Raw genomic sequence first — 26,166 nt, 5'->3', positions numbered from 1 at the left:
CAATAACCCGAGAGCGCGACATCGGAAGGGGCTAAATCCTTCCTTCTATCAACTATTCACTATTCACCATTCACCCTTTTTGCGGGTCGATCGCCACCGCTGAAATCGGCACGATCTCGATGCCGCGCTTCTTGGCCTCGACAACCCAGGACGAGACCGTGTCGACAGTCAGGTCGAAGGCCGAGCCGATGCCGACGGCAGAGCCCTTGGCGCGCGCCGTCGCCTCGAGCTCATCGAGTTTCTTCAGGATGGCGCCGCGATCCTGCACGGCATCGATGGCGGCGTCGCCGGCAACGAAGGGCACGCCGTCCTTGAGCGCCAGGTCCGGCGCCAGGCTGCGCGCCGACGATCCGTCGTCGATATAGGCCAGGCCCCGTTTGCCAAGCTCTGCCATGAACGGCCCCATCGCCGACGCGTCGGCCGAGAAACGCGCGCCCATGTAGTTCATGACGCCGGTGTAGTTCGTCGTGCGCGACAGCGCCCAGTGCAGGTTTTTCAGGTTCTCGTCCGCGCTCGCGGTCACGGTCAGCGTGTTGCGGCCGGGGTTGACGTTCGGATAGTCGAACGGTTCGAGCGGCACCTGCATGATGACTTCGTGGCCGCTTTGGCGCGCCGCCTGCATCCACCGCCCGATGCTGTTGCCTTGCGGCGCGAAGCCCAGCGTCACCTCGGCCGGCAGCTTGGCGATGGCAGCCTGGGTGCCGGTCTGCGACACCGCGAGCCCGCCGATGACGATCGCCACCCGCGCCCCACGTGCGCCCGACCATGGCCGGGCATAGACGTCGAATGGCCGGCGGCCATCGGCCGCGCGAACAGGCAACGGACCGGTTTCGCTGCTTTCGATCAGTTCGGCGTCGGGAATATGAGCGATCTTCAGGTTCTGGCCAATGGTCGACGGGTCGTGGATCACGATCGCCGCCCGCGGCGGCCCATCGCCTTCCTCCGTCTGCACATGGATGATTTGCGGCCCGCCGGCCTTGGCCGGCGTATCTGGCTTTGGCGCCGCGACCGGGGCCAACGCACCGGGCGCTGCGGGCTCGGCCGTCACACTTGCTTTCGGTGTCGAAACCGCGACCTGTTGCGGCTTGCGAAAGGGCTTCTCCCTCAGCGCGATCGCTCCGGAAACCCCGACGATCGCCAGCACCGCCAAACTCGCCACAATCGCGCCGGAGCTGACCTTGCGGGCAACGCGCGGCGGCCGGACGGTCTGTCCGAGCGGGCGTTCGATGTCCTTGCCTGTGTCAGCCAAGCCTTGTCCCCTGGCGCGCGGCTTCGAAACCGGAAGCATTCAAAAAGGCCATGCACGTTCATCAGAATTGGAACGTCCTGGCGCCACAATGGCTGGCGCCTGTCCCCGAATCAAACTGCCGGAACCTTTCGGTCCCGGCAGCTTCGCATTGCTTCGTTCAGGCAGCCAGACTGTTGCTGCCCTTACTGGTTGAGAACGGCCTTTTCCGGGTTGGGCGGGAAGGCAGGATCGGTCTTCTCGCCGCGCAGCAACTGCTCGGCATAGATGAGCTGCAGATCGTCCTTGGGATCCGGCGGCACATAAGCCGCCGAGCCTGACCCGGTCGCGCTCTCGTCGGCGCCCTTGATATGGCCCTTGAGGTCGGATTCGCCGCGCGTCAGGTCCCTGCCCTGCAGTTCCGGCGGCAAAGGCTGGTCGACCTTGATGTCGGGCGTGATGCCCTTGCCCTGGATCGACTTGCCCGACGGCGTGTAATAGAGGGCCGTCGTCAGCCGCAGCGCGCCATTCTCGCCGAGCGGGATGATGGTCTGCACCGAACCCTTGCCGAAGGACTGCGTGCCCACCACCGTGACGCGGCGTAGATCCTGCAGCGCGCCGGCGACGATCTCGGACGCGCTGGCCGAGCCGCCATTGACCAGGACGATCATCGGCTTGCCGTTGATGTCGTCGACCTGCTTCGGCTTGGCGTCGAAGCGGGTGACGTCCTTCGGGTCGCGGCCGCGGGTCGAGACGATCTCGCCACGGTTGAGGAAGGCGTCGGACACGCTCACCGCCTGGTCGAGCAAGCCGCCCGGATTGAGGCGCAGATCGAGCACATAGCCTTTCAGCTTGTCGTTCGGCACCTGCTTCTTGATGGTGTCGATGGCGTTCTCGAGGTCGTCATAGGTCTTTTCGGTGAACGAGGTGATCTTCATGTAGCCGATGTCGTTCTCGACCCGGAACTTGACCGCCTTCACCTTGATGATGTCGCGCACCACGGTCAGTTCGATCGGCTTGTCGGCGCCCTGGCGCAGGATGGTCAGCTTGATCGGTGTGTTGACCAGGCCGCGCATCTTCTCGACCGCGTCGTTGAGGGTGAGGCCACGAACCTCCTCGCCGTCGATCTTGGCGATGTAGTCGCCGGCGAGCACACCCGCCTTGGCGGCCGGCGTATCGTCGATCGGCGTGATCACCTTGACCAGGTCGTTCTCCATCGTGACCTCGATCCCGAGGCCACCGAACTCGCCCTTGGTCTGGACGCGCATGTCCTGCGCCTGTTCGGCGTTCATGTAGGAGGAGTGCGGATCAAGCGACGCAAGCATGCCGTTGATCGCATTTTCGACCAGCGACTTGTCGTCGGGCGGCGTCACGTAATTGGCCCGCACCCGCTCGAAAATATCGCCGAAGATCGCCAGTTGCTTGTATGTCTCCGACCCCGCAGCGTTCGCCGCCGAGCCGGGTGCGCCATAAACAAGGCTCATGGCGGACGCGCCCATCAGCGCACCGGCAAACAGAAGCGACAGTTTCCGCATCATTCACGTCCTTCCAGATAAACGGTCCGCCCACCACGGGGCCGGATCGACGGGTTTTCCATCCTTGCGAAACTCGACATAAAGTTCCGGCGCGGCATTTCCATTCTTCGAGGCCGAGGTGCTTGCCACCCGGGCCTCTCCCATCGCGCCGACCGGCTCACCTGCGAGCACCGACTGGCCAGTCACGACGCTGATTCTGCTCATCCCCGCCAAGACGACATGATAGCCGTCGCCTGCGTTCAGGATCAAGAGTTGACCATAGGAGCGAAACGGCCCCGCATAAAGCACATTCCCATCCGCCGGCGCGGTGACGATGGCCGCCGATTGTGTCGCAACCATGTCTCCAAGCATCACCGCGCCGTTACCGTCGTCGGCGCCGAAGCGCAACTTGATCCGGCCCGTGACCGGCAGCGCGATCTGCCCCTGCAAAGCAGAAAAAGGCGCCGACGCTGTCAGTTGGTTGCCTTCGGGGACAGGCAGCGAGGCCAGTTCGGGGGCAGCCTCGCCGGCCTTTGCGGCGTCGGCGGCCTTGGCGGCATCGGCGGCCTTGCGGGTCTTGTCGGCCTGCGCCTCGAGCGAGGCGATCAGCTCCTTCAGGCTGCCGGCCTTCGCCGCCAGGGCTTCGGACCGCTGCTTCTCGGCGGCCAGTTCGGCCTGTGTGTCGGTTTCGAGTTTCTGCTTCGCTTCCAGCAGCATGGAAAGCCGCTTCTTTTCCGCGGTCTGGTCGCCTACGGCGGCCGTCAGTCGCGCCCGCTCCGCCTCGATCGAGCCGGTCACCCGCGACTGCTCCTTGAGGTCGGCCAGCAGCGTGTCTGCCTGCTGGCGCAGTTCCGGCACCACGGCGCCGAGCAGGATAGCGCTGCGCACCGACGACAGCGCATCCTCCGGCTTGACCAGGATCGCCGGCGGCGGATTGAGCCCCATGCGCTGCAGCGCCCCCAGCACTTCGGCCAGCACGTCGCGCCGTGCCGCCAGCGAAACGCGGATCTTCTCCTCCTGGGCCTTGAGGCCTTCGAGCCGCGCGCCGATATCCTCGATGTCCTGTCCGAGCTTCTGTTCAGTCATCGCCGACTGGATCAGGGCTGCGGTGATCGACGCGTGGTCCTTCTTGATCGTGGCGATGTCGGCGGCAAGCTTGCCCAGCCGCTCGGACGACAGCGTGATCTCCTTCGAGACCCGCTCATATTCGGCTCGGCTCTGGTCTGGATCAGGCGCCGTGTCGAGCGTGTTTTCCGCCCGCGCGGCATGAAGCGACAGCGCCAGCGCCGCGGCGATGCCGCAGCGCACGCGCCATGAGCCCGTCCTTGATTTCCAGTCTTCAGACATTGAAGCCCGATTCTATGCGCGGCTTCGTTAACGAACGATCAACCATGTTCGAAGCCCGTTTCGATTGCTGCAATCTGGCGCCGCATTGGGGCGGAAATCCAGCCGGCGCGCACTCGCCGATCATGAACGGTGGTAGGGATGACCGGACAGTATTGTGGCCGCCCGGTAGAGTTGTTCCCCCAGCATCACGCGGACCAGTTGGTGCGGCCAGGTCAGCGCGCCGAACGAAAGCACGAGTTCGGCTTGGCCGCGCAGCGGCTGGTCGTGACCGTCGGCGCCGCCAATGGCGACGAGCAGCGCCTTGCGGCCGCCATCTCGCAACAGGGCGATGCGGGCGGCAAACTCTTCGGAGGTAAAATTCTTGCCGCGTTCGTCGAGCAGGAACAGCGCGCTGCCTTGCTGCAGCTGCGCCTGCAGCTTCTGACCCTCGTCGCGACGGCGTTCGTTGGCGCTCTGGCCGCGCCCCTCGGCGATTTCGGTCACGCCGGAGAATTCAAGCCCCACCGCCGGGCCGCTCTTGGCGAAGCGCTCGAAATAGCGGTCGGCAAGCTCTCTCTCGGGGCCGGTTTTCATTCGGCCCACGGCATGAACTGATATCTTCATCCTCGCCTCTGCAAGCCGCCGATGCGTGTCACCCAGGGATGGGAACCGGCTTTGCGACAATGACACGCATCAAGAAAACGGCTTAGTGCAGGGTCTCTTCCTCGAGATCGGGCGCCTGCCACATCTTTTCGAGATTGTAGAAGTCGCGGACTTCGGGGCGGAAGACATGGACGATGATATCGCCCGAATCGATCAGGACCCAGTCTGCGCCCGACAGCCCCTCGACGCGCGCCGTGCCGAGACCGGCATCCTTGAGCGCCTTGAGCAGGTGGTCGGCGACAGCCGAGACATGACGGTGAGATCGGCCCGACGCGACGACCATGTAGTCGCCGAGGCTCGATTTCCCCTGTATGTCGATTGAGACAATATTTTCGGCCTTGGAGTCTTCCAGACTGGCAAGGACTGTCTTGATGGCGCGGGACACGGCGTCGTCTACGCTGATCCTGGCCGGCGAGGGCACCATATCGGCCCTCTTCCGCAGTGCTGTTCTCAGTGTATTTCCTTTCGCAGCAAGAACAACCAAATCACCCCTCGAAGCAGGTGACACTGCTTAGATAGGCAGAGTTGCGTTGCACTTTCAAGACGCAGCCCAGATCGGCCCCGCTGCTTCGCCGGTTAGAACGGTCCGCGGCCACACAGTAAAAGCGGAACCCACGCCTTCGGGAGGGGTTATGGGCGCATCGACCAATCGGAATCTCTAAATGGCGATCGACCCGCAAAACGCCTTTCTGTCCATCCAGACAAGCCTCGCGCAGCTGAGCACGCTGATCGTCTCCTATTCTTTCTCGGCCATCGGCGCCATCATCCTGCTGGTTGTCGGCTACATTGTCGCCGGTCTGGCTGAACGCTCCATCTTCGCCGGCCTTGGCCACATCCATCACTTCGACCAGACCTTGCGGCAATTCTTCTCCAAGATCGTGCGCTACGCCATCCTGGTGCTTGTCGTCATCATGGTGCTCGGCCAGTTCGGCGTTCAAACCGCGTCGATCATCGCCGCCATCGGCGCCATTGGCCTGGCCATCGGCCTGGCATTGCAAGGCACGCTGCAGAACATTGCCGCCGGCATCATGCTTCTGGCGCTGCGGCCATTCCGCATCGGTGAGTCCGTCGAGGTCGGCCCCATTGCCGGCACGATCGAGGAAATCGGCTTGTTCGCGACAAAGCTGCGCACCGCCGAAGGCATCTACATCCTCGCCCCCAATTCGACGCTCTGGAACCAGCCGGTGCGCAATTTCTCGCGCAACGGCGTGCGGCGCGGCGACATCACTTTGAGCATCGGCTCCTGGAACGACATCGACCGGGCACAGAAAACACTGCTTGCGCTCGCCGCCGCGGAAAAGCGCATTCGCCGCGATCCGGCTCCGATCGCCTTCGTGGCCAGTCTCGGCGACACGACCGTTTCGCTCACCTTGCGCTATTGGACATCGGCGGCTGATCATTTTTCAACCACCATCGACATGACCAAGCGTGCAAAGCAGGCATTCGACAGCGAGGGCATATCCATACCGCTGCCGCCGCCGGAAGCGCCCACGCCCGAAATCCGCAAGCAATGAACGATGAAGCGGCTCGTTGGCCGGGATCAGCTCAGTCCTTGGCCCGGCCTTGAGGCTCGTCGGGCGCGAAGGCGAGTTCCACGGGCAAGGGGGCCTGCGCCGACATCGGCGCGAAACTGCCAGTATCTGATGCTGGCACAGGCCTGGCCGCGATCACTCGCCACAGCACGAACAGGCAAAACAGCGTAGCGATGACGATCCCGACATAGATGAAGGTCGCGGTGCCGAAAACCACCGAAAGCGCCGTGACGATGCCCGGTACGACGAAGCCGGCCAGTGACCAGGCAAACAGCATCGAGCTCGACAGGGCCAGAAGCTCTTCCTTCTTGGCGCGGTCTGCTGCATGCGCGCTGGACAGCGAATAGATCGATTCCGCCGCCCCGTCCCAGATCAGGTAGATCACCACCAGGACCATCAGCGCGCCGCCATCGAAGACGATGGCAAGCAGGCTTGCCGCAATGGCCAGCATGGCGGCGCCGGCAAGAACGAGACGCCGATCCGTCCGGTCCGAAAGCCAGCCCAGCGGGATCTGCAGGATCAGCGTTCCGACCGGCATCGCCGACAGGAGCAGCGCGACGTCACCTTGCGAATACCCTTTGGCGGTAGCGTGTATCGGCGCAAAACCCGAAATGATCATCGACAGGCCGCCGACCGCCAGCATGCCCGCGATCCCTACCGGTGAGATGCGCCATGCCTGGCGCAAGGCCACCGAAGCCGCCTGCGGCGCCGGCGGCTGGGCAAGGCGCGTCAACCCGACGGGCAGGATCGACAGGGCCGTGAAAGTGATGCCGATCAACGAGGCCTGGGCGGTGTGGATGTCGACAATGGCAAGCGTTGCATAACCTAGGCCCAGCCCGGCCACGTAAGAGACGTAGAACACCGCCATGACCCGCCCGCGTATGGCATTGGGCAGCGCGTCATTGAGCCAGCTCTGCGCGACGATGAACAGGCCGCATATGGCAAAGCCGTAGAGGGCGCGTGCCGCGATCCACAACAAGGCGTGCGGTCCGGCGCCAATGGCGGCATTGGAAAGCGCGATCAGCGCCGACAGCACCATGAAGGCGCGGGCATGCCCGACACGGCGCACCAGCGGCCCGGTCAGGATGCAACCCGCCAAGCCGCCGGCCGAAAGGCCGGTGACGATAAGACCGGCCCAGATCGGGTCGAACCCCTCCACGCCAAGCCGCACGGGAATATAGGCGAACATCAGCCCATTGCCGATGGCGATCAGCGCCATCGACACGATGACGCTGGCAATCGCGATCAGCGGCGCGGGCTTGTCATCGGCTTCGGTAAGGTTTTTCCCGGGAATCGGCATGCCTAGGCAGGATTGCCCATGCAATGGGCAAAGGAAGCGATAAAAACGACATCGCCTGGGACGGAGTTGGCCGTTTACCCCTTTGCCAGTTCGCGGATGGCACTCGAAGACAGGGACGAACGGGGTCCGTGGATGAAGGTCCAGGCCGGGGCCTTGATGCGGGCGAGGCGCGGCGCATCGCCTTCGTCGACGCGGGCATAGTCGAACGTCTTGGCCACGACCGATGACAGGAAAGACAGCGTCGCGCCCGGGCGGTCGATGACCGCGATCGGGAAGGTCATGACGATCTGGCGCCAGCGCTGCCAGCGATGGAAATCGCGCAGTGAGTCGGCGCCCATGATCCAGACGAAATCGACGCCGGGGTTGCGCGCCTTGACCAGCGCCAGCGTGTCGGCCGTATAGCGCACATTATGTGCCGCTTCGAAGGCGGTGACCTTGATCTTCGGGTTCCTGGCGATCCGCTCCGACAGTTGCAGCCGCTCACTGAGCGGCGCCAGTTCACGACTGCTTTTCAGCGGGTTGCCCGGCGTCACCATCCACCAGAGCTGGTCCAGCGCCAGGCGCCTGAGCGCGATCTCTGCGACCAGGGCATGGCCTGCATGCGGTGGATTGAAAGACCCGCCGAACAGGCCGACGGCCAGGCCTTTCTCGGCATGCGGCATTTTGAGATAGGCGGAGGGGACGGGTTGCTGGGACAAGGACAGCATGGGGCTAAGCACCCCCCTCTGCCCTGCCGGGCATCTCCCCCGCAAGGGGAGAGATCACCTGTATTAGCGATGGCGCCAATCGTGTATCGTCGAAGATTGGCGAAACCCTCAATGCCAGCCAATCTCCCCCCTTGCGGGGGGTGAGGCGTGATCCGCGCAGCGGACGGAAAGCCGATTGCTTGGCTTCCCGAACAACGAACGCCCGGAGCGATCGCGAAGGGCCGGGTCCGGCAGGACAGAGGGGGGTGCCTTGGCGCAAGCGTCAGGCCTCTTGCGCAAGCGGCGTCAAGGCCTCACCTGCCCCGATCCGCGCACGCGGTATTTGAACGACGTCAGTTGCTCGACGCCGACCGGGCCGCGGGCGTGCATCTTGCCGGTGGCGATGCCGATCTCGGCGCCCATGCCGAACTCGCCGCCATCGGCGAATTGCGTCGAGGCATTATGCAGCAGGATCGCCGAATCGATCTCGTTGAAGAACCGTTCCACGGTCCGTGCATCCTCGGCCACGATCGCCTCGGTGTGATGCGAGGAGAAGGTCTCGATGTGCTCGATAGCACCGCTAATCCCGTCAACCAGCTTCACCGCGATGATGGCGTCGAGATATTCGGTCACCCAATCGGCATCGGTGGCCGGCGTGGCATCGGCAAAGGCTTTCAGCACCTCGGCGTCCGCATGGATCTCGCAGCCGGCCGCGCGCAAGGCGTCCAGGATCGGCACAAGATGCGTGGACGCCACGGCGCGGTCGACCAGCAGGGTCTCGGCGGCGCCGCAGACGCCTGTGCGCCGCATCTTGGCGTTGACGGCGATCCTCACCGCCATCTCTACATCGGCCGAACGGTCGATGTAGAGATGGCAGATGCCTTCGAGATGGGCGAAGACCGGCACGCGCGCCTCGCTCTGCACCCGGCCGACCAGGCTCTTGCCTCCGCGCGGGATAATGACGTCGAGCGTGCCGTCGAGGCCCTTCAGCATCTCGCCGACGGCGGCGCGATCGGTGGTCGGCACCAGTTGGATGGCGTCTTCCGGCAGGCCGGCGGCTTTCAAGCCTTCGACCAGGCAGGCATGGATGGCGGAGGACGAATTGAGCGAATCCGAGCCGCCGCGCAGGATCACCGGATTGCCGGCCTTCAGGCACAGCGCGCCGGCATCCGCCGTCACGTTCGGACGGCTCTCATAGATGACGCCGATGACGCCGAGCGGCGTGCGCACGCGCTCGATATGCAGGCCGTTCGGCCGATCCCATTCGGCGATGACGTCACCAACGGGATCCCTGAGTGCGGCGATCTCGCGAATGCCGTCGGCCATGGCGCGGATACGCGTCGGATTAAGCTTCAGCCGGTCCATTAAGGAGGCGGACAGGCCCGATTCCTCGCCATTCGAGACATCGATGGCGTTGGCGTCGAGGATCTCCTGTTCGCGACGGAGGATGGCGTCAGCCATGGCGGTCAGAGCGGCGTTCTTGGCGGCGGTGGTCGCAATAGCCAAAGGTCGGGCGGCAGCGCGGGCGCGGCGGCCTATGTCGGCCATCAGCGCCGCGGTGTCGTCCCCGGATTTTTCATGCAGCTTCAGCATGGCTCATCCTCCGCTTGTGTCGCCTCCAGCGTGACTCACCACCAGGTCGTCGCGGTGGATCATCGCCGAACGCGCCTCGTAGCCGAGCACGGTTTCGATCTCGGCCGTCTTCAGGCCCGCGATCCTTACGGCATCGGCGGCATCATAGGCAACCAGCCCGCGCGCGATCTCGCGGCCCTCGGGCGACAGGATCGCCACCGTATCGCCGCGCGAGAAGTTGCCGCTGACCAGCTTGACGCCGGCCGGCAGCAGCGACTTGCCCGAGGTGAGCGCACCAATCGCACCGGCATCGACCGTCAGCCGGCCGGCCGGTTCGAGCTGGCCCGCGATCCACGTTTTGTAGCCCTTGACCGGATTGGCGCTTGGCCGGAAGAAGGTAGCGCGCTCGCCCCGTTCGATCGCCAGCAGCGGCGAAAGCCGCGTGCCCGAGGTGATGATCATCGCCGTGCCGGCGGCGGTGGCGATCTTGCCGGCATCGAGCTTCGTACGCATGCCGCCCCGCGACAATTCGGACGCCGCGGCCCCCGCCATCGCTTCGATATCTGGCGTAATGCGGTCGACCACCGGAATGAATTCGGCTTTGGGGTCTTGAGTCGGCGGCGCCGTGTAGAGCCCATCAATGTCGGAGAGCAGCACCAGGAGGTCGGCGCCCATCATCGTTGCCACGCGCGCGGCCAGCCGATCATTGTCGCCATAGCGGATCTCGGAGGTGGCCACCGTATCGTTCTCGTTGATGACCGGGACCGCCTTCATCTTGAGCAGCGTCGAGATCGTCGCGCGTGCGTTGAGGTAGCGCCGGCGCTCCTCCGTATCGCCGAGCGTCAGCAGGATCTGGCCCGATTTCAGCGCCCCCTTGCCCAACGCGTCCGACCAGGCGCCAGCCAGCGCGATCTGCCCGACCGCGGCCGCCGCCTGGCTTTCCTCGAGCTTCAAGGCCCGCTTTCCAAGGCCGAGGATGGTGCGGCCAAGCGCGATGGCGCCGGACGACACGACGAGGATTTCGGCGCCGCCCTGCGCAAGCACCGCAATGTCGTCGGCGAGCGACGCCAGCCAATCGCGCTTCAGGCCGCTCGCGCGGTCGACCAGCAACGCCGAGCCGATCTTGACGGTGATGCGCCGGTATTTCTTGAGCGACTGCATGGCCTCACTTTTCCCAGCGAGTGTCGACCACGGGCACCGCCTCCGCCCGCGCCTCGGCGATCACCTTCATCAGGGCGCGCAGCACCGCCTCGACCCCCTCCCCGGTGACGGCCGAGAGCAGCATCGGCGCGCGGCCCGCGGCGCGCTTCAGCGAAGCGACCTTTTTCTTGCGCGCCTCGGGATCGAGCGTGTCGATCTGGGAAAGCGCGACGATCTCGACCTTGTCGGTCAGGCCGTTGCCATAGGCTTCAAGCTCGGCGCGAACCGTCTTGTAAGCCTTGCCCGGATTCTCCTCCTGCGCCGAGACCAGATGCAGCAGGACGCGCGTGCGCTCGACATGGCCAAGAAAGCGGTCGCCGATGCCCACGCCCTCATGCGCGCCCTCGATCAGGCCCGGAATATCGGCGATGACGAATTCGCGCGCGTCGATGCGGGCAACCCCCAGACCTGGATGCAGCGTCGTGAACGGATAGTCGGCGATCTTCGGCTTGGCGGCGGTGACGGCGGCTAGGAAGGTCGACTTGCCGGCATTGGGCAGCCCGACCAGCCCCGCATCGGCAATCAGCTTCAGCCTCAGCCAGATATTCATCTCTTCGCCCGGCAGGCCGGGATTGGCGCGGCGCGGCGCCTGGTTGGTCGACGTCTTGAAGTGCTGGTTGCCGAAGCCGCCATTGCCGCCCTTGGCAAGCAGGAAGCGCTGGCCGACCACGGTCAGGTCGCAGATCAGAGTCTCATTGTCTTCCTCGAACACTTGCGTCCCCGCCGGCACCTTAAGCGTGACGTCGGCGCCCTTGGCGCCGGTCATGTTGCGGCCCATGCCATGGACGCCGGTCTTGGCCTTGAAATGCTGCTGGTAACGATAGTCGATCAGCGTGTTCAGCCCGTCGACCGCCTCCAGCCAGACATCGCCGCCGCGCCCGCCGTCGCCGCCATCCGGCCCGCCGAATTCGATGAACTTCTCGCGCCGGAACGACACCGAACCGGCGCCCCCGTCACCGGAGCGGACATAGACCTTGGCTTGATCGAGAAATTTCATGGGCTTGCAGTTTCTGCTGACGGCTTTACGGAGCTGTTGTTTACGTGGCGGATAAGAGGATCGGCGAGGCACCTAGGACATGGTGGACGGTCTCGGGTCTCGTGACAGTTTCACATATAGCCCTCCGCCCAGGATTCCCAGGAGAAAGCCCGCAATGTGGCCCGGTTTCAAATAACCGTCCGAGATCAGATCCAGGCCGACACCGGGGAGAACAACGAGGCATATCAGGAAAGCCGCCGCGGCGCGATCGACTGCCCTCGCGAAAGCGAGGACCGAAGCAAAGCCGGCAAAGGCGAAAGTCGCCTGCGACGCGCCGGTTCCAACGTTCCACGGCGCCTCGATGAAGATAGGACTGACGATCGTTGCGAGTCCGCCGGCGACAAGCCAAAGCAGGAAGACCCAGCGACCACCCGTTTCTCTTTCGACCCGACCGCCCAGCAAAAGGATGCCTATGGCGTTCCACAGCATATGGAGTGGCTTGGCGTGGATGAGTTGCGCCGTAAAGATGCGCCAGACTTCAAATCCGGCCATGTCCTGAATGGTCGTTCCGCCATAATCCCTTAGAGCAGCTACGTTGACGGCGCCGAGTAAGGAATGGTTGGCGGAATAGAAGACGTAACTGGAAACCACAATCGTCAAGGCCGCCAGAAATGCCGACATGCCGCGCCATGAGATGTGAAAGCCGGACTTCATGAATTCCCTGTCAAACAAACCGTGACGCCAAGCGCATCAGCCTCTTCTTGAAGCAGGTCAAGCGCTTCTTGCCGGGAACTCCGCATCATTGACGCACTTCGCCGACGGTGCATCGATATAGGACAATACGATAAATGCTACACGTTGTTGCATCGCGCAAACTTGTCGATGGCATCGACAATCTCGGGCGGACAAGATGCCGCCGGTGCGCTTGGTGGGTTGGCCAACAAAGGACCTTGCTCTAGACAACGGCGGCGAAGGGCAAGGCGCTCGTGACATTGGCGGCGCGGAGCCGGCCGGAAGCATGTCGAGATGAAGCTTGTAACCTACAACATCCAGTACGGCGTTGGCCTCGACGGGCAATACAATATCCGGCGCATAGCCGACGCCGTGCGCGGCGCCGACGTGATCGCGCTGCAGGAGGTCACCCGCAACAATCCCAGGAATGGCGGGCGCGACATGGTCGCCGAGATCGGCGAAGCCCTGCCCGACTATTTCGCCGTCTATGGCAGCAATTTCGAGGCCAATATGGGCTCGCGCATCGAGAACGGGCGCGCCATCACCACGACCTTCCAGCTTGGCAACATGGTGCTGTCCAAGACCCCCATTCATCTGTCGCGCAACCTTCTGCTGCCGCGCAGCCGCAGCTTCGAAGCGATGAACTTCCAGCGCGGCGCGCTGGAAGCGCTGATCGAGACGCCGCTTGGCTTCATCCGCTTCTATTCCGTTCATCTCGACCATCGAAGCCCGGTCGAACGCGCCAGGCAGATCCGCTTCCTGCGCCGGCGCCTGCTGGACTATGCGCTCGAAGGCGGCGCTCTCTCCGGCGTCGCCGAGATCGGCCTGCCGGAAGTGCCGCACCCCGAAGCCTTTGTCGCCATGGGCGATTTCAACATGCTGGCCGGCTCGCCCGAATATGTGGAATTCGCCGGCCTGCCCGACCATGAATTCGGCATGCCGCTGACCGCCGACCTCGCCGTCGACGCCGCCATGCGCCTGAACGCCACCGGCGACGATCTCGTCAGCTGGGTCGATCCCCAGGACCCCGCCAATGCCAGCCGCCACAAGCGCATCGACTATGTCTTTACCAGTGCATCGCTGGCCGGATCGCTGAAGCGCCTTTGGGTCGACCGGCAAGCGGACGGCTCGGACCATCTGCCGGTCTGGGTCGAGCTGGGCTGAACTCCTAAGTCACGAACCATCCACGGGCCAAGAGGTCCCCTCTCCCCACGGGGAGAGGTCGGATTGCCCCGAATTGTTCTTCGCAATTCGGCTGGCAATCCGGGTGACGGGGCGGCATACGTCCTCCCAGGCATCCATCAAAAATGAACCCAATTGCGCAGGCTGGTCCACGTCTTGCGGTCGAGCCGATAGCGCTCGACCGGCACCTGGCCGGCGACGATCGAGTTCAGCATGCCCTGTCCGGCATACTGGAAGCCGCATTTGTGGATCACGCGGCGCGAGGCCGGATTGATGACCCGCGTAGAGGCGTGCAACACCTGGATCGACGTCCTCTGGAAGGCGAGGTCGACCAGTGCATGCGCCGCTTCCGTCGCATAGCCGCGCTTCCAGTGGGGCTCGCCGATCCAGTAGCCGAGTTCGAGCCCGCGATCGGTGGTGTTCAAACCGGCGCAGCCGACGAAAATGTCGGTGCCGGCCAGTGTCAGGGCATAGGCGATGCCGGCACGACGGGACCGCGTCATGGCCAGGAAGCTGCGCGCCTCGGCCTCGCCATAGGGATGCGGCATGCGGGCCAGCATTTCGGCGACATGGCGATTGTCGGCAAGCTCGACCAGTTGAGCGATATCGCCTTCATGCGGCGCCCGCATCACCAGCCGCTCGGTGACCAGCACCGGGCAATCTATTGCGTAACTATCGTCGTCCGTGTCTTCGGCTTCGGCAACCATGTGGCAATCCTCCAGGCACAAGAAAAAGGGGAGATGGAAACCCATCTCCCCTGATCCTTTTCCTGACCCGATCCATTCACTGGTTTGGCCAGACACCGGTTCCCGAGATGGGCGCCGGTGTTTTAGTGCGGAACCGGCTACTCCGCGGCTTTGGCAATCGGGTTGACCGATACGTAGGTTCGGCCATTGGCTTTTTTATTGAAAGTCACGGCGCCGGTCTCGAGCGCGAAAAGCGTATGATCCGTGCCCATGCCGACATTGACGCCGGGATGCCACGTGGTGCCGCGTTGACGAATGATGATGTTGCCTGGGATGACGGCTTCGCCGCCGAATTTCTTCACGCCCAGACGCTTGGAATGCGAGTCGCGACCGTTGCGCGACGAGCCGCCAGCTTTCTTGTGTGCCATCTAACTAACTCCGATGCGCCGCAAGGCGCTTGAATGGTCTTATGAACGCGTTCGCGTTCCGTTTCAAGTCCGATACGGCGCAGTTTCGCGCCGGTCGCCTACTTCTTGGCCAGTTCCTTGGCCTGTTCGCGCCAGTCATTGATCTGGTCGGTGCTGAACGGCATGTTGGCGTCGATCTTGGCGACATCCTTGTCGGTCAGCTTGGCAAGCTGGGCGAAGGTCGTGATGCCCTGCTCGTTCAGGTCCTTTGCCGCGACCTCGCCGATGCCGACGATCACGGCGAGATCGTCCGGCTCGCCCTTGGGCGCCTTGAACAGAGGCGCTGCCGCCGGCGCCGCTTCCGCTGACATCGTTGCTTCAGGGGCGGCTTCCGCCTTGGCTGCCTTTCTCGGCGCCTTGGCCCCTGCTGCCTTCGTCGGCCTGGCGCCCTCGAGCAGGATCTCGGAGATCCGCACGGTGGTTAGAAGCTGGCGATGGCCGATCTTGCGGCGCGAATTCTGGCGGCGGCGCTTTTTGAAAGCGATGACCGTGCGATTCTTGCCCTGCTCGACGACTTCGGCGGTAACCAGGGCACCATCGACGAACGGCGCGCCGAACGTGACATTGTCGCCCTCGCCATGCGCGAGTACGTGGCCGATCTCGACGATATCGCCGACATTGCCTTCGACTTTTTCGATCTTCAGGAGATCGTTGGCGGCAACGCGATACTGCTTGCCGCCCGTTTTGATGACTGCGAACATTTTTTGCCTTTCGCTGTTCGGTCGGCCTCGTGAACCGCGCAAGCGGTTCGGCCGTCTTTTTGTCAGTCTGCGGGTTCGAAAAACAAGCGGCGTGGAAGAAACCCTCCACGCCGATTGCGCGCTGTCCCTAACCGAAGGTTCCAGGCGAGTCAAGGCAAACAGCCATTCAAAGGCCGGCAGCAGCGAGAGGGCGTAAGATCGGCATGGCGGCCGAACTCGCCTGAGCCGTGCAGGGGGCTTGGCCGCGAGGCCCGGCCCCAATCCCAGCCCGTCTCGGGCAAGCCAAATAACTGGCGGATTGGCCTTGTAACCGGCCCGATCAGCCGTTATCTAGTGCGCCGCGCCGGCAACGGCCGACCATGACCGCGGAGAGGTGGCAGAGTGGTCGAATGCACCGCACTCGAAATGCGGCATGGGTGCAAGCCCATCGGGGGTTCGAATCCCTCCCTCTCCGCCATACCTTCCAAGCAAGAAATTGAAATCGCAGTCGAATCTGCAAGTCGGAATTCTTTTCCGACTTTGTTCCCCATTATGGTTTCGTGCATTTAACCAGCTGCCGCGGCCCTTACCACCGTATCGCTCGGTCGAAGTCACAATATCGACTGAGCAATCTCCCGGCATATTCCCCCTGACCATCGGCGCCCACTGCCTCGATCACCTTCTCCAGGCTTACGTTGGCTCAAGGTCGCTATTGTCGGTTTGGTACCAAGCCGCGCCCGGGCACCAGGTCCGGCATTCCGCCGAAGCAGCCTTCACGCGCGTCTTTAAATGGCGATTGTCGGGGCTGGAAGGAATGGTGAGTGTACAACGCCGTCTTATATCGAGGACGTGCGGCCACTGAGGGCTGCACGGTTCCGAGCACCGCTACCGGACAACCCGGATCCTGCACGAAGTGCTGTTGAATACCGCCCGCAGTCACCGGAGAGAAGTCGGGTTTATAGAATGGATAGCACTGGTCCGGTGGCTCCGATTTCAATCGCAGACGCTAGTATAGAAAGCCGATGATAAAAAGGCTACTGAACAACGCAACCAAACCAGTGCTTTCGGACGCCAAGCCAACTTGGTGGCATTAGCTGGCATGCCCCTGTCCCGTGCGTCAAAGTTTGGGAATGCCGCACCGTTGAAAAGCTTTTGATAAGCGTTGATCGAATTCGCCACTGCGGGGACCGGGAGGTTGGCCGGATCTGACTTTGGCTGAAGCCTCTCTTTCCCAACCACCGGCCGGAAACTTGTCCCATACGCATTTGCACAGCCTAGTGATTTGTTTGTCTGTAAAAATCCGCCTTGTAACGTCGATTCCACCGGACACAATTCTGAACTCTGGAATGGGTTGAACGCATAGGCCAGTGGTTTGCACGGATGACGCTTCAGCCGAACCCGTAAAATGGCCAAAAGCCAGTATTGCGCCAATAAGGGTTACTTTAGTCGGCGAAGTGGCCATTGTGATTAGCTCCGATGGCTCCGGACTGCTTGGTTGGTCTGATGTGGTTTCGGACAATAGTGCCAGCAATTGCGAAGGCGAACACCAACAGGAGATACCACAAGGAATGGTGGCTGGTGATAATGAGCATCGTACCTATCAAGCCAACGATCAGAGACAAGATATCGAATAGCAACATGCCAAGCATCCCAATCATACGGCCGCCTCCCCCTTAGTAGCCATAGAAGGAAATCTTAAACACCGCCGATATCACAACGACGGCCCATGCGCCTACACCCGCTATGCCGAAACCGATAATGGCCAATACAATGGAAAGACCACGGTTTGAGGGCCACAACCGTTTACTCTGATACCAAACGAGCCATGCGCCGCTGCCGAATACAAGCAATACGAACGTAACCACCAGAAGCGGAATTGCCCATGGGTAAGATTGGGAAAATTCAATCATTTGGCTCTCAAAATACCACAGTCAGCCGATAGACCCAAATTGCCGCCAAGACGCCTACCGCAAATAGGGCTGTGAAGAGTACCATGGAGGAAATCTTCTCGAGCATTCGGATAGGCGTCCTAATAATACAACGTGCAACGGTTTGGGTCTTCGGATCAACCAGAATGAGAATTTTTTCACCAGCTAAAACAATAGTGCTAACGAAGAACCAATTTTTTGCCTTAATCTGATCCGCCGCTCCGTTGTAACCATACGAAACAGTCACTTTCCACAATCAACTTCAGAATTGATCTCGGCCCACTTGACTACTACGCCTTCGATCCTCGCCCATTTCTTTCTTATCCGCTCACGTGAACAAAACCAAATGATGGTCCCCATGATCATTATGGCTATGAAGAGGTAGAAACCCGTTCCATCACCCTTATCGACCGAACCGAACCCGCCAACATGTCAGTAGGGCTTAGGAATAACGTTTGAACAGTGTGATGCCTATGCCTGAATAAATTGCTGGGAAAACTATCCTCACAAACTGATATTGCATCAACCCGAAGACGGCCAGAAGCGTGACGAATGGGACTACACCCAGCGAGTAATAAATCATGAATTTGGTTCTAGCTGTCATTCGTCACCGCGCCTCTGGATATGATTAATTTCATAAGAGCTACACTTTGTTCCCTAGCGACGCCTTAAGGACAGGACGTGCGGCCACTGAGGGGCTGCACGGTTTTCAGCACCGCTACCAGCTCGCTTTGCTGTCGCGTACCGGTCTTGGCGAATATTCGCTCGAGATAGCTTCGGCCCGTCTTCACTGTGAGATTTGTACTCTTGGTTGAGTCCTTCAGGGAAAGGCCGCATGCCAGGCTGATAGCGAGTTTAGCCTCGGCTCTCGTGAGTCCGAAAAGTTCACGAAGGCCTGTCTCGAAATCCTCCAAATTTCGCGGAGCGACTTCATTCGTCATGATCGCCGCGCGCCGTTGGTGGCCGCCCTCGAACAAGCGAGAATCGGCAAGCGGAGCGATCGATACGGCGAGTCCGGTGGCCGCTGTTTTGCCGTGGGCGAGCATCAAGAGTGAGCCGCCTATCTCCGGCGTCGCGCCGTTCTCCGACGAACAAGCAGTTGCGATCAGGCGTTGAATACGGTGCGTATCTGGCTGGTTGGCCGCTTGGATATGTCCATCCTTCAGCCTCAATGGCGTATGCTGCCGTGAGACCAAGGCTTCCGCAGCCTCGTTCATGTGGATCACGCGGCCATTCCCATCAACCACCAGTATACCGAATGGCAATAGCGACGAGAGGCAAGAGGACGCCATGACTCTCACGATCCTGGATGATTTCGCCGGCACGAAGGAGATGTGTGACCCACCTCCGATCCAACCTCGCTTAGACTGGCGCTGCGGCGAATATCCGTGATTCCATTCTTCCAGCTCACGGATGTTTTGCTGCCAACTTGCATCTGCATATTTTCCATCTGTCGTACTCCGTCCGGGAATTTTCTCGTCAAAGGCCCAGAAGGCCCAATGATCGGCGGGTTGCCGTCTCCTCACTGGGGTGACTCCTTCCAGTTGCGCCATTTGCGGTACTCGTCGTGATCCCAGCGTGAATCGGTGCGCCGGTATCGGCCTGCTCGTCGTGCTGTGATGATCAACAGATCGCGCCAGCGGGCGACCTCCACGGTCCGCCCCTGTTGGCTCACCGTGGCTCGATCGCGTTCGGCTATAATGGTTGTGATGCATCACCGGCACCTTGAGCGCGGTCCAGGGCTCACCTGCCGGTTTTCCCCGCTGGTATCTCAGGCCTGCAACTCTTCACGGCAGTAACGCGCTGGCATCGGATCGATCTGCCAAGCTCAGCCTCGAAACATCAAATGCCGATAAGCTCGAGGCTGCGGCGATCGGTTTATGGGGAGGCTGATTGACAGGCTGGTGGCCTGATCCGAGCTCCGACAGGCGCTTTGATCAACTTGACAAGGTGGGCGGGCGGCAGCATCCTCAAGCAGAGGTAAAAGAGAGGACACGTTCCATGAAGAAGACCTACGAGAAGCCAACGCTGCTCAAGCGCGATAGACTGTCAGCAGTCGCCGCCCAGATTGGCCCCTCCACAACGGTCGAGTAATCGAAGTCTCCATCGAGCGAAGACAGTGCAACGCCGGCTGTGGCCAGGTGTAAGCATTTGCCTTTGTTCCCGCCGAGGCTCCGATCCGAAACCCACCGCTCATCCAAGCCCCCTGCCGAAAGGTGCCCGGGCTTCCCTTTTGCGCAACACACATCGGCCCGTTCACGTTATCCTGATTGGCTGCTGAAGGGCGATCCCGCGAAAGCTAGGCGGAGGTGGGGCTTTCACGCCATTGCGGGTCGCCCCCGCGAAAGTGCCAAAAAAAGCCCGCCTTTTGGGGAGGCGGGCGAGTTGACAGAAGTGCCAGGGATCAACCCGGCACAGGGTCAACGAGCCGCCGCATGATTGGTTTCAAGGTCTTCGCTTCCCTTCCCTCAGCCGTTGCCGGCCGGCTTCACCGCGAGTCGCCGCCATTCGTGCCGGTGGGAAGAACCGGGCTTGCGGGCTGGTGTTGCACTGGCTTGGAAATTCCGAACACCCCGTCGTCGCTGCGGCCACCGGGCTTCTGGGCGAAGCTGGCCAGCAGCCCTGTCGTTATCTGGCGCGAGACGGCCTGCGAGAACAGGTACCCTTGCCCGAGACGGTAGCCAAAGGCGGTGAGTTGGGCGGCCTGGTCTTCACGCTCTATGCCTTCGGCGACCACCTGGATGCCGAGCTTGGCTGCGATCCCGAACAGGCCTTCGACGATCGCGACGCTCGGGTCCCCGGGCGTCAGGTGGTCGACAAAAGTCTTGTCGATCTTGATGATGTCGACGGGCACGGTCAGCAGATGCGTGAGCGATGCGAAGCCGGTTCCGAAATCGTCGAGCGCCACCCGCAGCCCGCGGTCCCGCAATGCCCTGATCCCCTGCGCCACCGCCGGATCATTGCGACCGAGATACACCGATTCGGTGACCTCGACGATGACGTGTCGCAACGGTACGTTCTCGCGGCTGAAGGCCGCCTCGATGCGGTCGTAGAGGCGACCGCTATGGAAATCCGCCGAGGAAATGTTCACCCCGACATGTTGGAAGGGTATGCCCTGCTCAAGCCAGCCACGAACGTCTGCGGCGACCATGGCCAGCATGCGGTCGGTCAGGCGCGCGGCGATATGCGCGTCGGCGGTCGCCTCCATGAATGCCGCTGCCGGCAGGATCTCGCCATCGGGCCGCCTCAACCGGCATAACGCTTCCAGCCCCACGATCTCGCGTGTGTCGAGCCGCACGATGGGTTGGTAAAAGGCATCGATCCTGTCGTCGCGCAACGCTGTCTCGACGTCGCGAATGCTCTCGATGCGATGGGTGATCGCGGTGCCGATGTCCTCTCTATAGAGAGCGAAGCCGCCCCGCTTGGTCTCCTTGGCATGATACAGGGCGAAATCCGCATGCTGGTGGACATCGTCGGGATCGGTATCGTCGCCGGACAGGAGCGCGCCACCTATCGTCGCCCGAGGTATGATGATGTGCCCGCCGCAATCGGCCTCAGGCGCAATCGCCTCGAGAACAGATTTCGCCGTCTGTTCCAGGCAAGCGACACCGGCGGTCTCCCTGACGATGACGGCGAACTCGTCGCCGCCCATGCGAAAAACACGGTCAGGCGCTACCGCCACGCCAATTCGCCAGGCCACGGTTTGAAGAAGCACATCACCTGTATGATGGCCGAACGTATCGTTGACGGTCTTGAGATTGTCGAGATCGATCATGAGCAAGGCCCATGATCCGGGCTCGACGCAGGAGATCTGCTCCATCGCGGCGTTGAAGCTGGCGCGGTTCGGCAGGTCCGTCAGCGCGTCCACATAGGCTTTGCGATCACGCTCCATCACCCGGTCATGGCGTTCCAGCGCAATGGCGCACAGATAAGTGCATGCGCCGACGACATCTTCCTCGCGCGGATTTGGGCCGCGCCTTTCCTTGAAATAAAAGGCAAAGGTGCCCATCACGTCGCCCAGCGCACCCCGGATCGGCGTCGACCAGCACGCCTTGAGCCCAAGTGACAATGGCAGGTGCTTGAAGTCGGACCATCGCGGATCGGTTTCGATGTCGCGCACTATGACCGGAACCCCAAGATATGCCGAACTGCCGCATGAGCCGACATTCGGCCCGATCATCACACCGTCAAACTCGTGCGAGAATGCGCCGGGAAAGCTTGGAGCGGCGAGAGGGTGCAACAGCCCGTTGCGCTGGACCTGCAGTATTGTGCAGAGCACACCGGGCAGAAGCACTTCAATCTCGAGGCAAAGCCTGTTCATCGTGGCTTCGAGGTTGTCGCCCTTGGCAATCAATTCCAGAATATTCTTCTGCAGATGAAGCATGGCAATCAACCGATGCGCTCGAGGCGGTTCGCCGGAGTCCGGGGCGTCGACGTAACCGCCAACTAAGCAAGCGGAATAGTAGGCGTAAAGCCCTCGGCGGGCTTTTAATAATGGTTTCTGCAATGCTCAAACGATCGTGTCGATTGCTCGACCAATCGGTCCGATCCTTTCCGGCAAATGGTGACCGCTGGAAGTTGGAATGGGTCCAGGGATCGGCCGCTTGATTACAAGTTTAAGGACATTTCGGCCTCGTTGTTGAGGTGACGGCGCTTAGCTGACCTTCGGCACGGAGCCAGAATGGCTGCCTCCCTCGCCAAGGGAGTCCTCCGATGCGCGCGAAACTCCGACCTGATTGGCGAACCGCCGGCATTGTCATCGCCATTTTCCTTGCGCAGTCGGTGGCCCCGTCATGGGCGGACGGCAAGATCGTCGGCTTCAGCGCCGCCATCGCACCGGGGACAATCGTTGTGCGCACCGGGGAGAGGAGGCTTTACCTTGTGCTCGGCTTCGGTGCCGCGCTGCGGTACAAGGTTGGGGTGGGCCGAGTTGGCCGGCAGTGGACGGGGTCAACGGTCATAGATGGCAAATACATCCGGCCAAACTGGGCGCCGCCTGACGCGGTCAGGCGAGACAAGCCTGGACTCCCGAAGCTTATCGCCAGCGGCGCACCGGAAAACCCGATGGGGGAGGCTGCATTGACCCTGGCGGGGGGCGAATACGCCATCCACGGCACCAATGTCCCCAATTCCATTGGCGGCTTCGTGTCCTATGGCTGCATCAGAATGTATAATAGCGACATAGTTGACCTCTACTCACGGGTTTCCGTGGGCTCACCCGTCCTTGTCACCCGATAATTTTGGAGTCGGCGTAAAGCCTTGCGGAGCCGAATCCCGGCAATTCACACATTCAAAAAATCGGCGGTCGGCCAAATACTACCGACATTGAGGAAATAAAAAATGAGCCGATAAAAAATAAATCATCCGGATAAGACCGCAAAAACACCAGATTATCCAATGATTTCAGCAGAAATATTGTTTAAATATTGTTGGCGAGTTCTTGGTTTTAAGGGATAAGATTTAGAATTTAACCAATTGTTAACACTCCAAGAGCGACTGTCGCGTCGGCTTGGAGACCAAAGATGCACACATTCGCAAAAAACCTCTCGATCGCCTTGGCGGCGCCGCTCGCGCTGATGGCCGGCGCGCACCGGGCCGCCGCCGCCGATGACCTGGCGAGCTTCGGTGTCCTGGCAGGGTCGACCGTCACCAACACCGGCGCCTCGGTAATCACCGGCAATGTCGGGGTAAGCCCCGGCAACGCCATCACCGGCTTCCCTCCCGGCCTGGTCGTCGACGGCGTCATCTACACCAGTGGCGGCGTGGTGGAGCAGGCGCAGAGCGACCTCACGACCCAATTTACGACGCTTAACGGTCAACCGCCTTCCAACAATTTGACCAGCACCAACCTCGGCGGCCTGACCCTGACGTCGGGCGTCTACAAATTCGACGATTCCGCCCAGCTGACCGGGCAATTGACGCTCGACGCGCAAGGCAACCCGAATTCGCGCTTCGTCTTTGTCATCGGCTCGACACTGACCACCGCATCCGCTTCGCAGATCAACCTCATCAATGCCGCACAGGGCGGCAACGTTTATTTCATCGTCGGCAGTTCGGCGACCCTGGGCACCGACACGGAATTCGCCGGCCAGATTCTTGCTTTGACCAGCATCACCCTGAACAACGGCGCGAACATCAACTGCGGTGCCGCGCTGGCGCGCAACGGTGCGGTGACGCTCGACACCAACACCATCTCGATCTGCGTTCTGGACCAGGCCACCATCGGCGACGTCCTCGATACCATCACGGCCGGAACCGGAGGCAACCAGAATTCCGTGGGCTCGGCGATCGACAGCTACGTCTCGGGCGGCGGCGTCCTGCCTGCGGAGTTCCAGAACCTTATAGCCTTCCTGTCGCCGACCGAACTGGACGACGCCCTATCGCAATTGTCGGGCGAGATCGGAACCTCAGTGGCGCCAGCCGGCATGCAGGCGACCACCTCGTTCCTGTCGCAGGTCTTCAGCGAGCTCAACGACGGCAGCGAAGGCCAATACGCTCCACAGAGCGAGCCCGTGCCGGACCAGGCGCCAGGCCCGAACGCGCCCGCGACCGTCAAGACGCTCGGATATGGACCGGATGAAGCGCAAACAACAGGATCCGTCCCCGGCCTGACCGCGTTCGATCGCACATCGTCGCCTGATCCGCGCCGCTGGAACGCATGGGTTGCCGCTTATGGTGACCGGACCACGGCCGACGGCTCGTTCACCGATGGCACCCATGACTTGACCATGGATTCGGCGGGGGTATCGGCAGGCCTCGACTACAGGATAACGCCCGACACCCGCGTCGGCTTTGCGCTCTCCGGCGGCCGCTCCAATTTCGATCTCGCCGACGGACTGGGCGACGGTCGCAGCAATGTCACCCAGGCCGCGATCTATGGTCGGACCAATCTCGACGCGGCCTATCTCGCCGGAGCGCTGTCGTTCGGCCATTACGACGTGAAGACGGATCGGACGCTGACATTCGACGGCGGCGACCATCTTTCCTCGTCGTTCTCCGCCTATGACGTCGCCGGCAGGGTCGAAGCCGGTTACAGGTTCAGCATACCCGAGACGACGATCCTTTCAGGCGCGACAGGCCTCACACCCTATGCCGCGCTCCAGGTGCAATCGTTCCATACGCCTTCCTATTCCGAGCCAAGCGATTCCGGGACCTCGCCCTTTGCGCTCAACTATGATGCGAACACGACGACATCAGTGCATACGGAACTGGGAGCGAAAGTCGACCACGTCATCGCCCTGCAGGACGCCACCGTGCTGACGCTGCGCGGCCGCATAGCCTGGGCGCATGACACCGGCCAGAATTCCGACATGCAGGCGAGTTTCCAGGGCCTGCCGGGCTCTAGCTTTACAGTGGCAGGGGTCGAATATGGGTCCGACGCCTTGCTGTTGTCGGCCGGGGCCGAAATCAAGCTGAAAGGCGGGTTTGCCGTCTCGGGACTGCTCGACAGCAGGTTCGCCAGCACATGGAAATCCTATGCCGCGACCGCACGGCTCAGCTACGGTTGGTGATACCGAGGAAGCCGGGAACCTTTCGGTCAACTCGTCAAAATCAGCGGCTCAACGCAGACTCCGCCCACGCGCGTCCGACGTGCATATTTGCTCGGGCTCCCGACTGGCGTGTTAATTCGGGATTCACATCGATGGCATACCAAAGGATCAACGGAGAGCCTGCGGATGGCGTGCCAAGGATGTCATGGGGGAGAGGACCTCGACTTCGCCTTTACGATGGCTTTCCAGCCGATCGTGAACCTGCGTGAAGGCGTGGTCTGGGGATACGAAGCGCTGGTGCGCGGCACCGATGGCGCGTCTGCCGGCCAAGTCCTTTCCCAGGTCACCAAGGACAATCGCTACAAGTTCGACCAAGCCTGCCGGGTCAAGGCCATAGAATTGGCTGGACGGCTTTTCCCCGGCGATGGCAGCCGCCTCTCGATCAACTTCATGCCCAATGCGGTCTATGAACCGAAAGCCTGCATTCGGGCTTCTCTCGGCGCCGCGAAGCGCTCGGGTTTCGATCCCAAGCGCCTGATGTTCGAATTCACCGAGGACGAACGGATCGGCGATCCGAAACATCTCGAAAACATCATCGCTGCCTACAAGAACATGGGTTTCGTCACCGCAATCGACGATTTTGGCGCGGGCTATGCAGGCCTCAGCCTCCTGGCCATGCTGCAGCCCGATATTATCAAGATCGACATGGCGCTGGTGCGCGGAATTGCCACTTCGGCGGCCAAGCAGGCGATCATCGCCAGCCTGGCTACGCTGGCGCGCGAACTCGACATCGCCTTGCTCGCCGAGGGGATCGAAACGCAGGCCGAGCTTGAGATCATCAAGGCCGCGGGCATATTCCTCGGCCAGGGCTATTATTTCGCCAAACCCGAAGTCGAGCGCTTGCCGAGCATCTCGATTTCCCAACCCTGGGCGTCCTGCGCCGGCGCCTTTCAAGGCCGCCTGCGCCCTCCAACCGCGGCCTGAGCCACCCGTACCATCGCGGATTT

At 61.8% G+C, this 26,166-nt stretch carries 23 protein-coding genes and 1 tRNA gene; 7 read left to right on the top strand and 17 right to left on the bottom strand.

The features are described 5' to 3' along the window. Positions 1-70: 70 nt before the first annotated feature. From LB513_RS07240 to rsfS, 5 genes are all read right to left on the bottom strand, one after another. On the bottom strand, positions 71-1,249 hold the full coding sequence (locus LB513_RS07240) for a divergent polysaccharide deacetylase family protein (protein ID WP_224662776.1): 1,179 nt from the start codon (positions 1,247-1,249) through the stop codon (positions 71-73). 182 nt (positions 1,250-1,431) lie between these two features. Then, positions 1,432-2,763: a S41 family peptidase gene (locus LB513_RS07235; RefSeq protein WP_224662775.1), complete on the bottom strand. Its 1,332-nt coding sequence runs from the start codon at positions 2,761-2,763 to the stop codon at positions 1,432-1,434. Beyond that, positions 2,764-4,086, bottom strand: coding sequence for a murein hydrolase activator EnvC family protein (locus LB513_RS07230; RefSeq protein ID WP_224662774.1), 1,323 nt, complete (start codon positions 4,084-4,086; stop codon positions 2,764-2,766). Between the two features lie 120 nt (positions 4,087-4,206). Next, positions 4,207-4,689 (bottom strand): 23S rRNA (pseudouridine(1915)-N(3))-methyltransferase RlmH, encoded by a 483-nt coding sequence (gene rlmH / locus LB513_RS07225; protein WP_224662773.1) that lies wholly within the window; start codon positions 4,687-4,689, stop codon positions 4,207-4,209. 82 nt (positions 4,690-4,771) lie between these two features. Further along, positions 4,772-5,149 (bottom strand): ribosome silencing factor, encoded by a 378-nt coding sequence (gene rsfS, locus LB513_RS07220; RefSeq protein WP_372952950.1) that lies wholly within the window; start codon positions 5,147-5,149, stop codon positions 4,772-4,774. A gap of 241 nt (positions 5,150-5,390) precedes the next feature. On the opposite strand from rsfS, the gene LB513_RS07215 reads away from it, so the two are divergent. Next, positions 5,391-6,242, top strand: coding sequence for a mechanosensitive ion channel family protein (locus LB513_RS07215; RefSeq protein WP_224662771.1), 852 nt, complete (start codon positions 5,391-5,393; stop codon positions 6,240-6,242). 31 nt (positions 6,243-6,273) lie between these two features. On the opposite strand, the gene LB513_RS07210 is transcribed toward LB513_RS07215, so the two are convergent. The 6 genes from LB513_RS07210 to LB513_RS07185 form a co-directional block, all read right to left on the bottom strand. Beyond that, positions 6,274-7,560 (bottom strand): MFS transporter, encoded by a 1,287-nt coding sequence (locus tag LB513_RS07210; RefSeq protein ID WP_224662770.1) that lies wholly within the window; start codon positions 7,558-7,560, stop codon positions 6,274-6,276. A 74-nt stretch (positions 7,561-7,634) separates the two neighbouring features. Then, positions 7,635-8,222: a nicotinate-nucleotide adenylyltransferase gene (locus LB513_RS07205; protein ID WP_224662899.1), complete on the bottom strand. Its 588-nt coding sequence runs from the start codon at positions 8,220-8,222 to the stop codon at positions 7,635-7,637. Between the two features lie 330 nt (positions 8,223-8,552). Beyond that, on the bottom strand, positions 8,553-9,839 hold the full coding sequence (locus tag LB513_RS07200; RefSeq protein ID WP_224662769.1) for a glutamate-5-semialdehyde dehydrogenase: 1,287 nt from the start codon (positions 9,837-9,839) through the stop codon (positions 8,553-8,555). A gap of 3 nt (positions 9,840-9,842) precedes the next feature. Further along, positions 9,843-10,979 carry a glutamate 5-kinase gene (proB, locus tag LB513_RS07195; RefSeq protein ID WP_224662768.1) on the bottom strand — a complete coding sequence of 379 codons (1,137 nt, stop codon included), beginning with the start codon at positions 10,977-10,979 and terminating at the stop codon, positions 9,843-9,845. Positions 10,980-10,983: 4 nt separating this feature from the next. Beyond that, positions 10,984-12,015, bottom strand: a complete 1,032-nt coding sequence (gene obgE / locus LB513_RS07190; RefSeq protein WP_224662767.1) for a GTPase ObgE — start codon at positions 12,013-12,015, stop codon at positions 10,984-10,986. Positions 12,016-12,087: 72 nt separating this feature from the next. Then, positions 12,088-12,708 (bottom strand): rhomboid family intramembrane serine protease, encoded by a 621-nt coding sequence (locus LB513_RS07185; RefSeq protein WP_224662766.1) that lies wholly within the window; start codon positions 12,706-12,708, stop codon positions 12,088-12,090. A 312-nt stretch (positions 12,709-13,020) separates the two neighbouring features. Between LB513_RS07185 and LB513_RS07180 the strand changes: the two genes are divergently transcribed. Next, positions 13,021-13,890, top strand: a complete 870-nt coding sequence (locus LB513_RS07180) for an endonuclease/exonuclease/phosphatase family protein (RefSeq protein WP_224662765.1) — start codon at positions 13,021-13,023, stop codon at positions 13,888-13,890. Between the two features lie 137 nt (positions 13,891-14,027). Here the strand turns inward: LB513_RS07180 and LB513_RS07175 are convergent, their stop codons facing one another. The 3 genes from LB513_RS07175 to LB513_RS07165 all read right to left on the bottom strand — a co-directional run bounded on the left by LB513_RS07175 (position 14,028) and on the right by LB513_RS07165 (position 15,762). Then, positions 14,028-14,615 carry a GNAT family N-acetyltransferase gene (locus LB513_RS07175; protein WP_224662764.1) on the bottom strand — a complete coding sequence of 196 codons (588 nt, stop codon included), beginning with the start codon at positions 14,613-14,615 and terminating at the stop codon, positions 14,028-14,030. Between the two features lie 137 nt (positions 14,616-14,752). Continuing rightward, complete coding sequence (rpmA, locus tag LB513_RS07170; protein WP_013529063.1) at positions 14,753-15,022, bottom strand: 50S ribosomal protein L27; 270 nt, start codon at positions 15,020-15,022, stop codon at positions 14,753-14,755. Between the two features lie 98 nt (positions 15,023-15,120). Next, a complete protein-coding gene (locus LB513_RS07165) occupies positions 15,121-15,762 on the bottom strand; it encodes a 50S ribosomal protein L21 (protein ID WP_224662763.1) in 642 nt (213 codons plus the stop codon). 367 nt (positions 15,763-16,129) lie between these two features. On the opposite strand from LB513_RS07165, the gene LB513_RS07160 reads away from it, so the two are divergent. After that, positions 16,130-16,219: transfer RNA gene (locus LB513_RS07160), tRNA-Ser, on the top strand. Between the two features lie 1,195 nt (positions 16,220-17,414). On the opposite strand, the gene LB513_RS07155 is transcribed toward LB513_RS07160, so the two are convergent. Continuing rightward, positions 17,415-17,651, bottom strand: coding sequence for a hypothetical protein (locus LB513_RS07155; RefSeq protein ID WP_224662762.1), 237 nt, complete (start codon positions 17,649-17,651; stop codon positions 17,415-17,417). 686 nt (positions 17,652-18,337) lie between these two features. After that, positions 18,338-19,222, bottom strand: coding sequence for a hypothetical protein (locus LB513_RS07150; RefSeq protein ID WP_224662761.1), 885 nt, complete (start codon positions 19,220-19,222; stop codon positions 18,338-18,340). A gap of 448 nt (positions 19,223-19,670) precedes the next feature. On the opposite strand from LB513_RS07150, the gene LB513_RS07145 reads away from it, so the two are divergent. Beyond that, complete coding sequence (locus LB513_RS07145) at positions 19,671-19,763, top strand: putative RiPP precursor (RefSeq protein ID WP_224662760.1); 93 nt, start codon at positions 19,671-19,673, stop codon at positions 19,761-19,763. A 394-nt stretch (positions 19,764-20,157) separates the two neighbouring features. Here LB513_RS07145 and LB513_RS07140 read toward each other — a convergent pair whose 3' ends face one another. After that, complete coding sequence (locus LB513_RS07140; protein WP_224662759.1) at positions 20,158-22,053, bottom strand: GGDEF domain-containing protein; 1,896 nt, start codon at positions 22,051-22,053, stop codon at positions 20,158-20,160. A gap of 329 nt (positions 22,054-22,382) precedes the next feature. Here LB513_RS07140 and LB513_RS07135 point away from each other — a divergent pair, with 329 nt between their 5' ends. The 3 genes from LB513_RS07135 to LB513_RS07125 all read left to right on the top strand — a co-directional run bounded on the left by LB513_RS07135 (position 22,383) and on the right by LB513_RS07125 (position 26,143). Continuing rightward, positions 22,383-22,907 carry a L,D-transpeptidase gene (locus LB513_RS07135; protein ID WP_224662758.1) on the top strand — a complete coding sequence of 175 codons (525 nt, stop codon included), beginning with the start codon at positions 22,383-22,385 and terminating at the stop codon, positions 22,905-22,907. Positions 22,908-23,191: 284 nt separating this feature from the next. Beyond that, a complete protein-coding gene (locus LB513_RS07130; RefSeq protein ID WP_224662757.1) occupies positions 23,192-25,180 on the top strand; it encodes an ice-binding family protein in 1,989 nt (662 codons plus the stop codon). 165 nt (positions 25,181-25,345) lie between these two features. Next, a complete protein-coding gene (locus LB513_RS07125) occupies positions 25,346-26,143 on the top strand; it encodes an EAL domain-containing protein (protein ID WP_224662756.1) in 798 nt (265 codons plus the stop codon). Positions 26,144-26,166: the final 23 nt, after the last annotated feature.

The organism is Mesorhizobium sp. ES1-1, assembly GCF_020164785.1.
Lineage (GTDB): Bacteria > Pseudomonadota > Alphaproteobacteria > Rhizobiales > Rhizobiaceae > Mesorhizobium.
This window is presented reverse-complemented; position numbering and strand designations above follow the sequence as displayed.

Excerpts from the sequence above, each read along its gene's own strand:
- LB513_RS07235 (WP_224662775.1), bottom strand. The coding sequence starts at position 2,763 with ATGATGCGGAAACTGTCGCTTCTGTTTGCCGGTGCGCTGATGGGCGCG.
- LB513_RS07230 (WP_224662774.1), bottom strand. The coding sequence starts at position 4,086 with ATGTCTGAAGACTGGAAATCAAGGACGGGCTCATGGCGCGTGCGCTGC.
- rlmH (WP_224662773.1), bottom strand. The coding sequence starts at position 4,689 with ATGAAGATATCAGTTCATGCCGTGGGCCGAATGAAAACCGGCCCCGAG.
- LB513_RS07215 (WP_224662771.1), top strand. The coding sequence starts at position 5,391 with ATGGCGATCGACCCGCAAAACGCCTTTCTGTCCATCCAGACAAGCCTC.
- LB513_RS07210 (WP_224662770.1), bottom strand. The coding sequence starts at position 7,560 with ATGCCGATTCCCGGGAAAAACCTTACCGAAGCCGATGACAAGCCCGCG.
- LB513_RS07205 (WP_224662899.1), bottom strand. The coding sequence starts at position 8,222 with ATGCCGCATGCCGAGAAAGGCCTGGCCGTCGGCCTGTTCGGCGGGTCT.
- LB513_RS07200 (WP_224662769.1), bottom strand. The coding sequence starts at position 9,839 with ATGCTGAAGCTGCATGAAAAATCCGGGGACGACACCGCGGCGCTGATG.
- proB (WP_224662768.1), bottom strand. The coding sequence starts at position 10,979 with ATGCAGTCGCTCAAGAAATACCGGCGCATCACCGTCAAGATCGGCTCG.
- obgE (WP_224662767.1), bottom strand. The coding sequence starts at position 12,015 with ATGAAATTTCTCGATCAAGCCAAGGTCTATGTCCGCTCCGGTGACGGG.
- LB513_RS07185 (WP_224662766.1), bottom strand. The coding sequence starts at position 12,708 with ATGAAGTCCGGCTTTCACATCTCATGGCGCGGCATGTCGGCATTTCTG.
- LB513_RS07180 (WP_224662765.1), top strand. The coding sequence starts at position 13,021 with ATGAAGCTTGTAACCTACAACATCCAGTACGGCGTTGGCCTCGACGGG.
- LB513_RS07175 (WP_224662764.1), bottom strand. The coding sequence starts at position 14,615 with ATGGTTGCCGAAGCCGAAGACACGGACGACGATAGTTACGCAATAGAT.
- rpmA (WP_013529063.1), bottom strand. The coding sequence starts at position 15,022 with ATGGCACACAAGAAAGCTGGCGGCTCGTCGCGCAACGGTCGCGACTCG.
- LB513_RS07165 (WP_224662763.1), bottom strand. The coding sequence starts at position 15,762 with ATGTTCGCAGTCATCAAAACGGGCGGCAAGCAGTATCGCGTTGCCGCC.
- LB513_RS07155 (WP_224662762.1), bottom strand. The coding sequence starts at position 17,651 with ATGATTGAATTTTCCCAATCTTACCCATGGGCAATTCCGCTTCTGGTG.
- LB513_RS07150 (WP_224662761.1), bottom strand. The coding sequence starts at position 19,222 with ATGGCGCAACTGGAAGGAGTCACCCCAGTGAGGAGACGGCAACCCGCC.
- LB513_RS07145 (WP_224662760.1), top strand. The coding sequence starts at position 19,671 with ATGAAGAAGACCTACGAGAAGCCAACGCTGCTCAAGCGCGATAGACTG.
- LB513_RS07140 (WP_224662759.1), bottom strand. The coding sequence starts at position 22,053 with ATGCTTCATCTGCAGAAGAATATTCTGGAATTGATTGCCAAGGGCGAC.
- LB513_RS07135 (WP_224662758.1), top strand. The coding sequence starts at position 22,383 with ATGCGCGCGAAACTCCGACCTGATTGGCGAACCGCCGGCATTGTCATC.
- LB513_RS07130 (WP_224662757.1), top strand. The coding sequence starts at position 23,192 with ATGCACACATTCGCAAAAAACCTCTCGATCGCCTTGGCGGCGCCGCTC.
- LB513_RS07125 (WP_224662756.1), top strand. The coding sequence starts at position 25,346 with ATGGCGTGCCAAGGATGTCATGGGGGAGAGGACCTCGACTTCGCCTTT.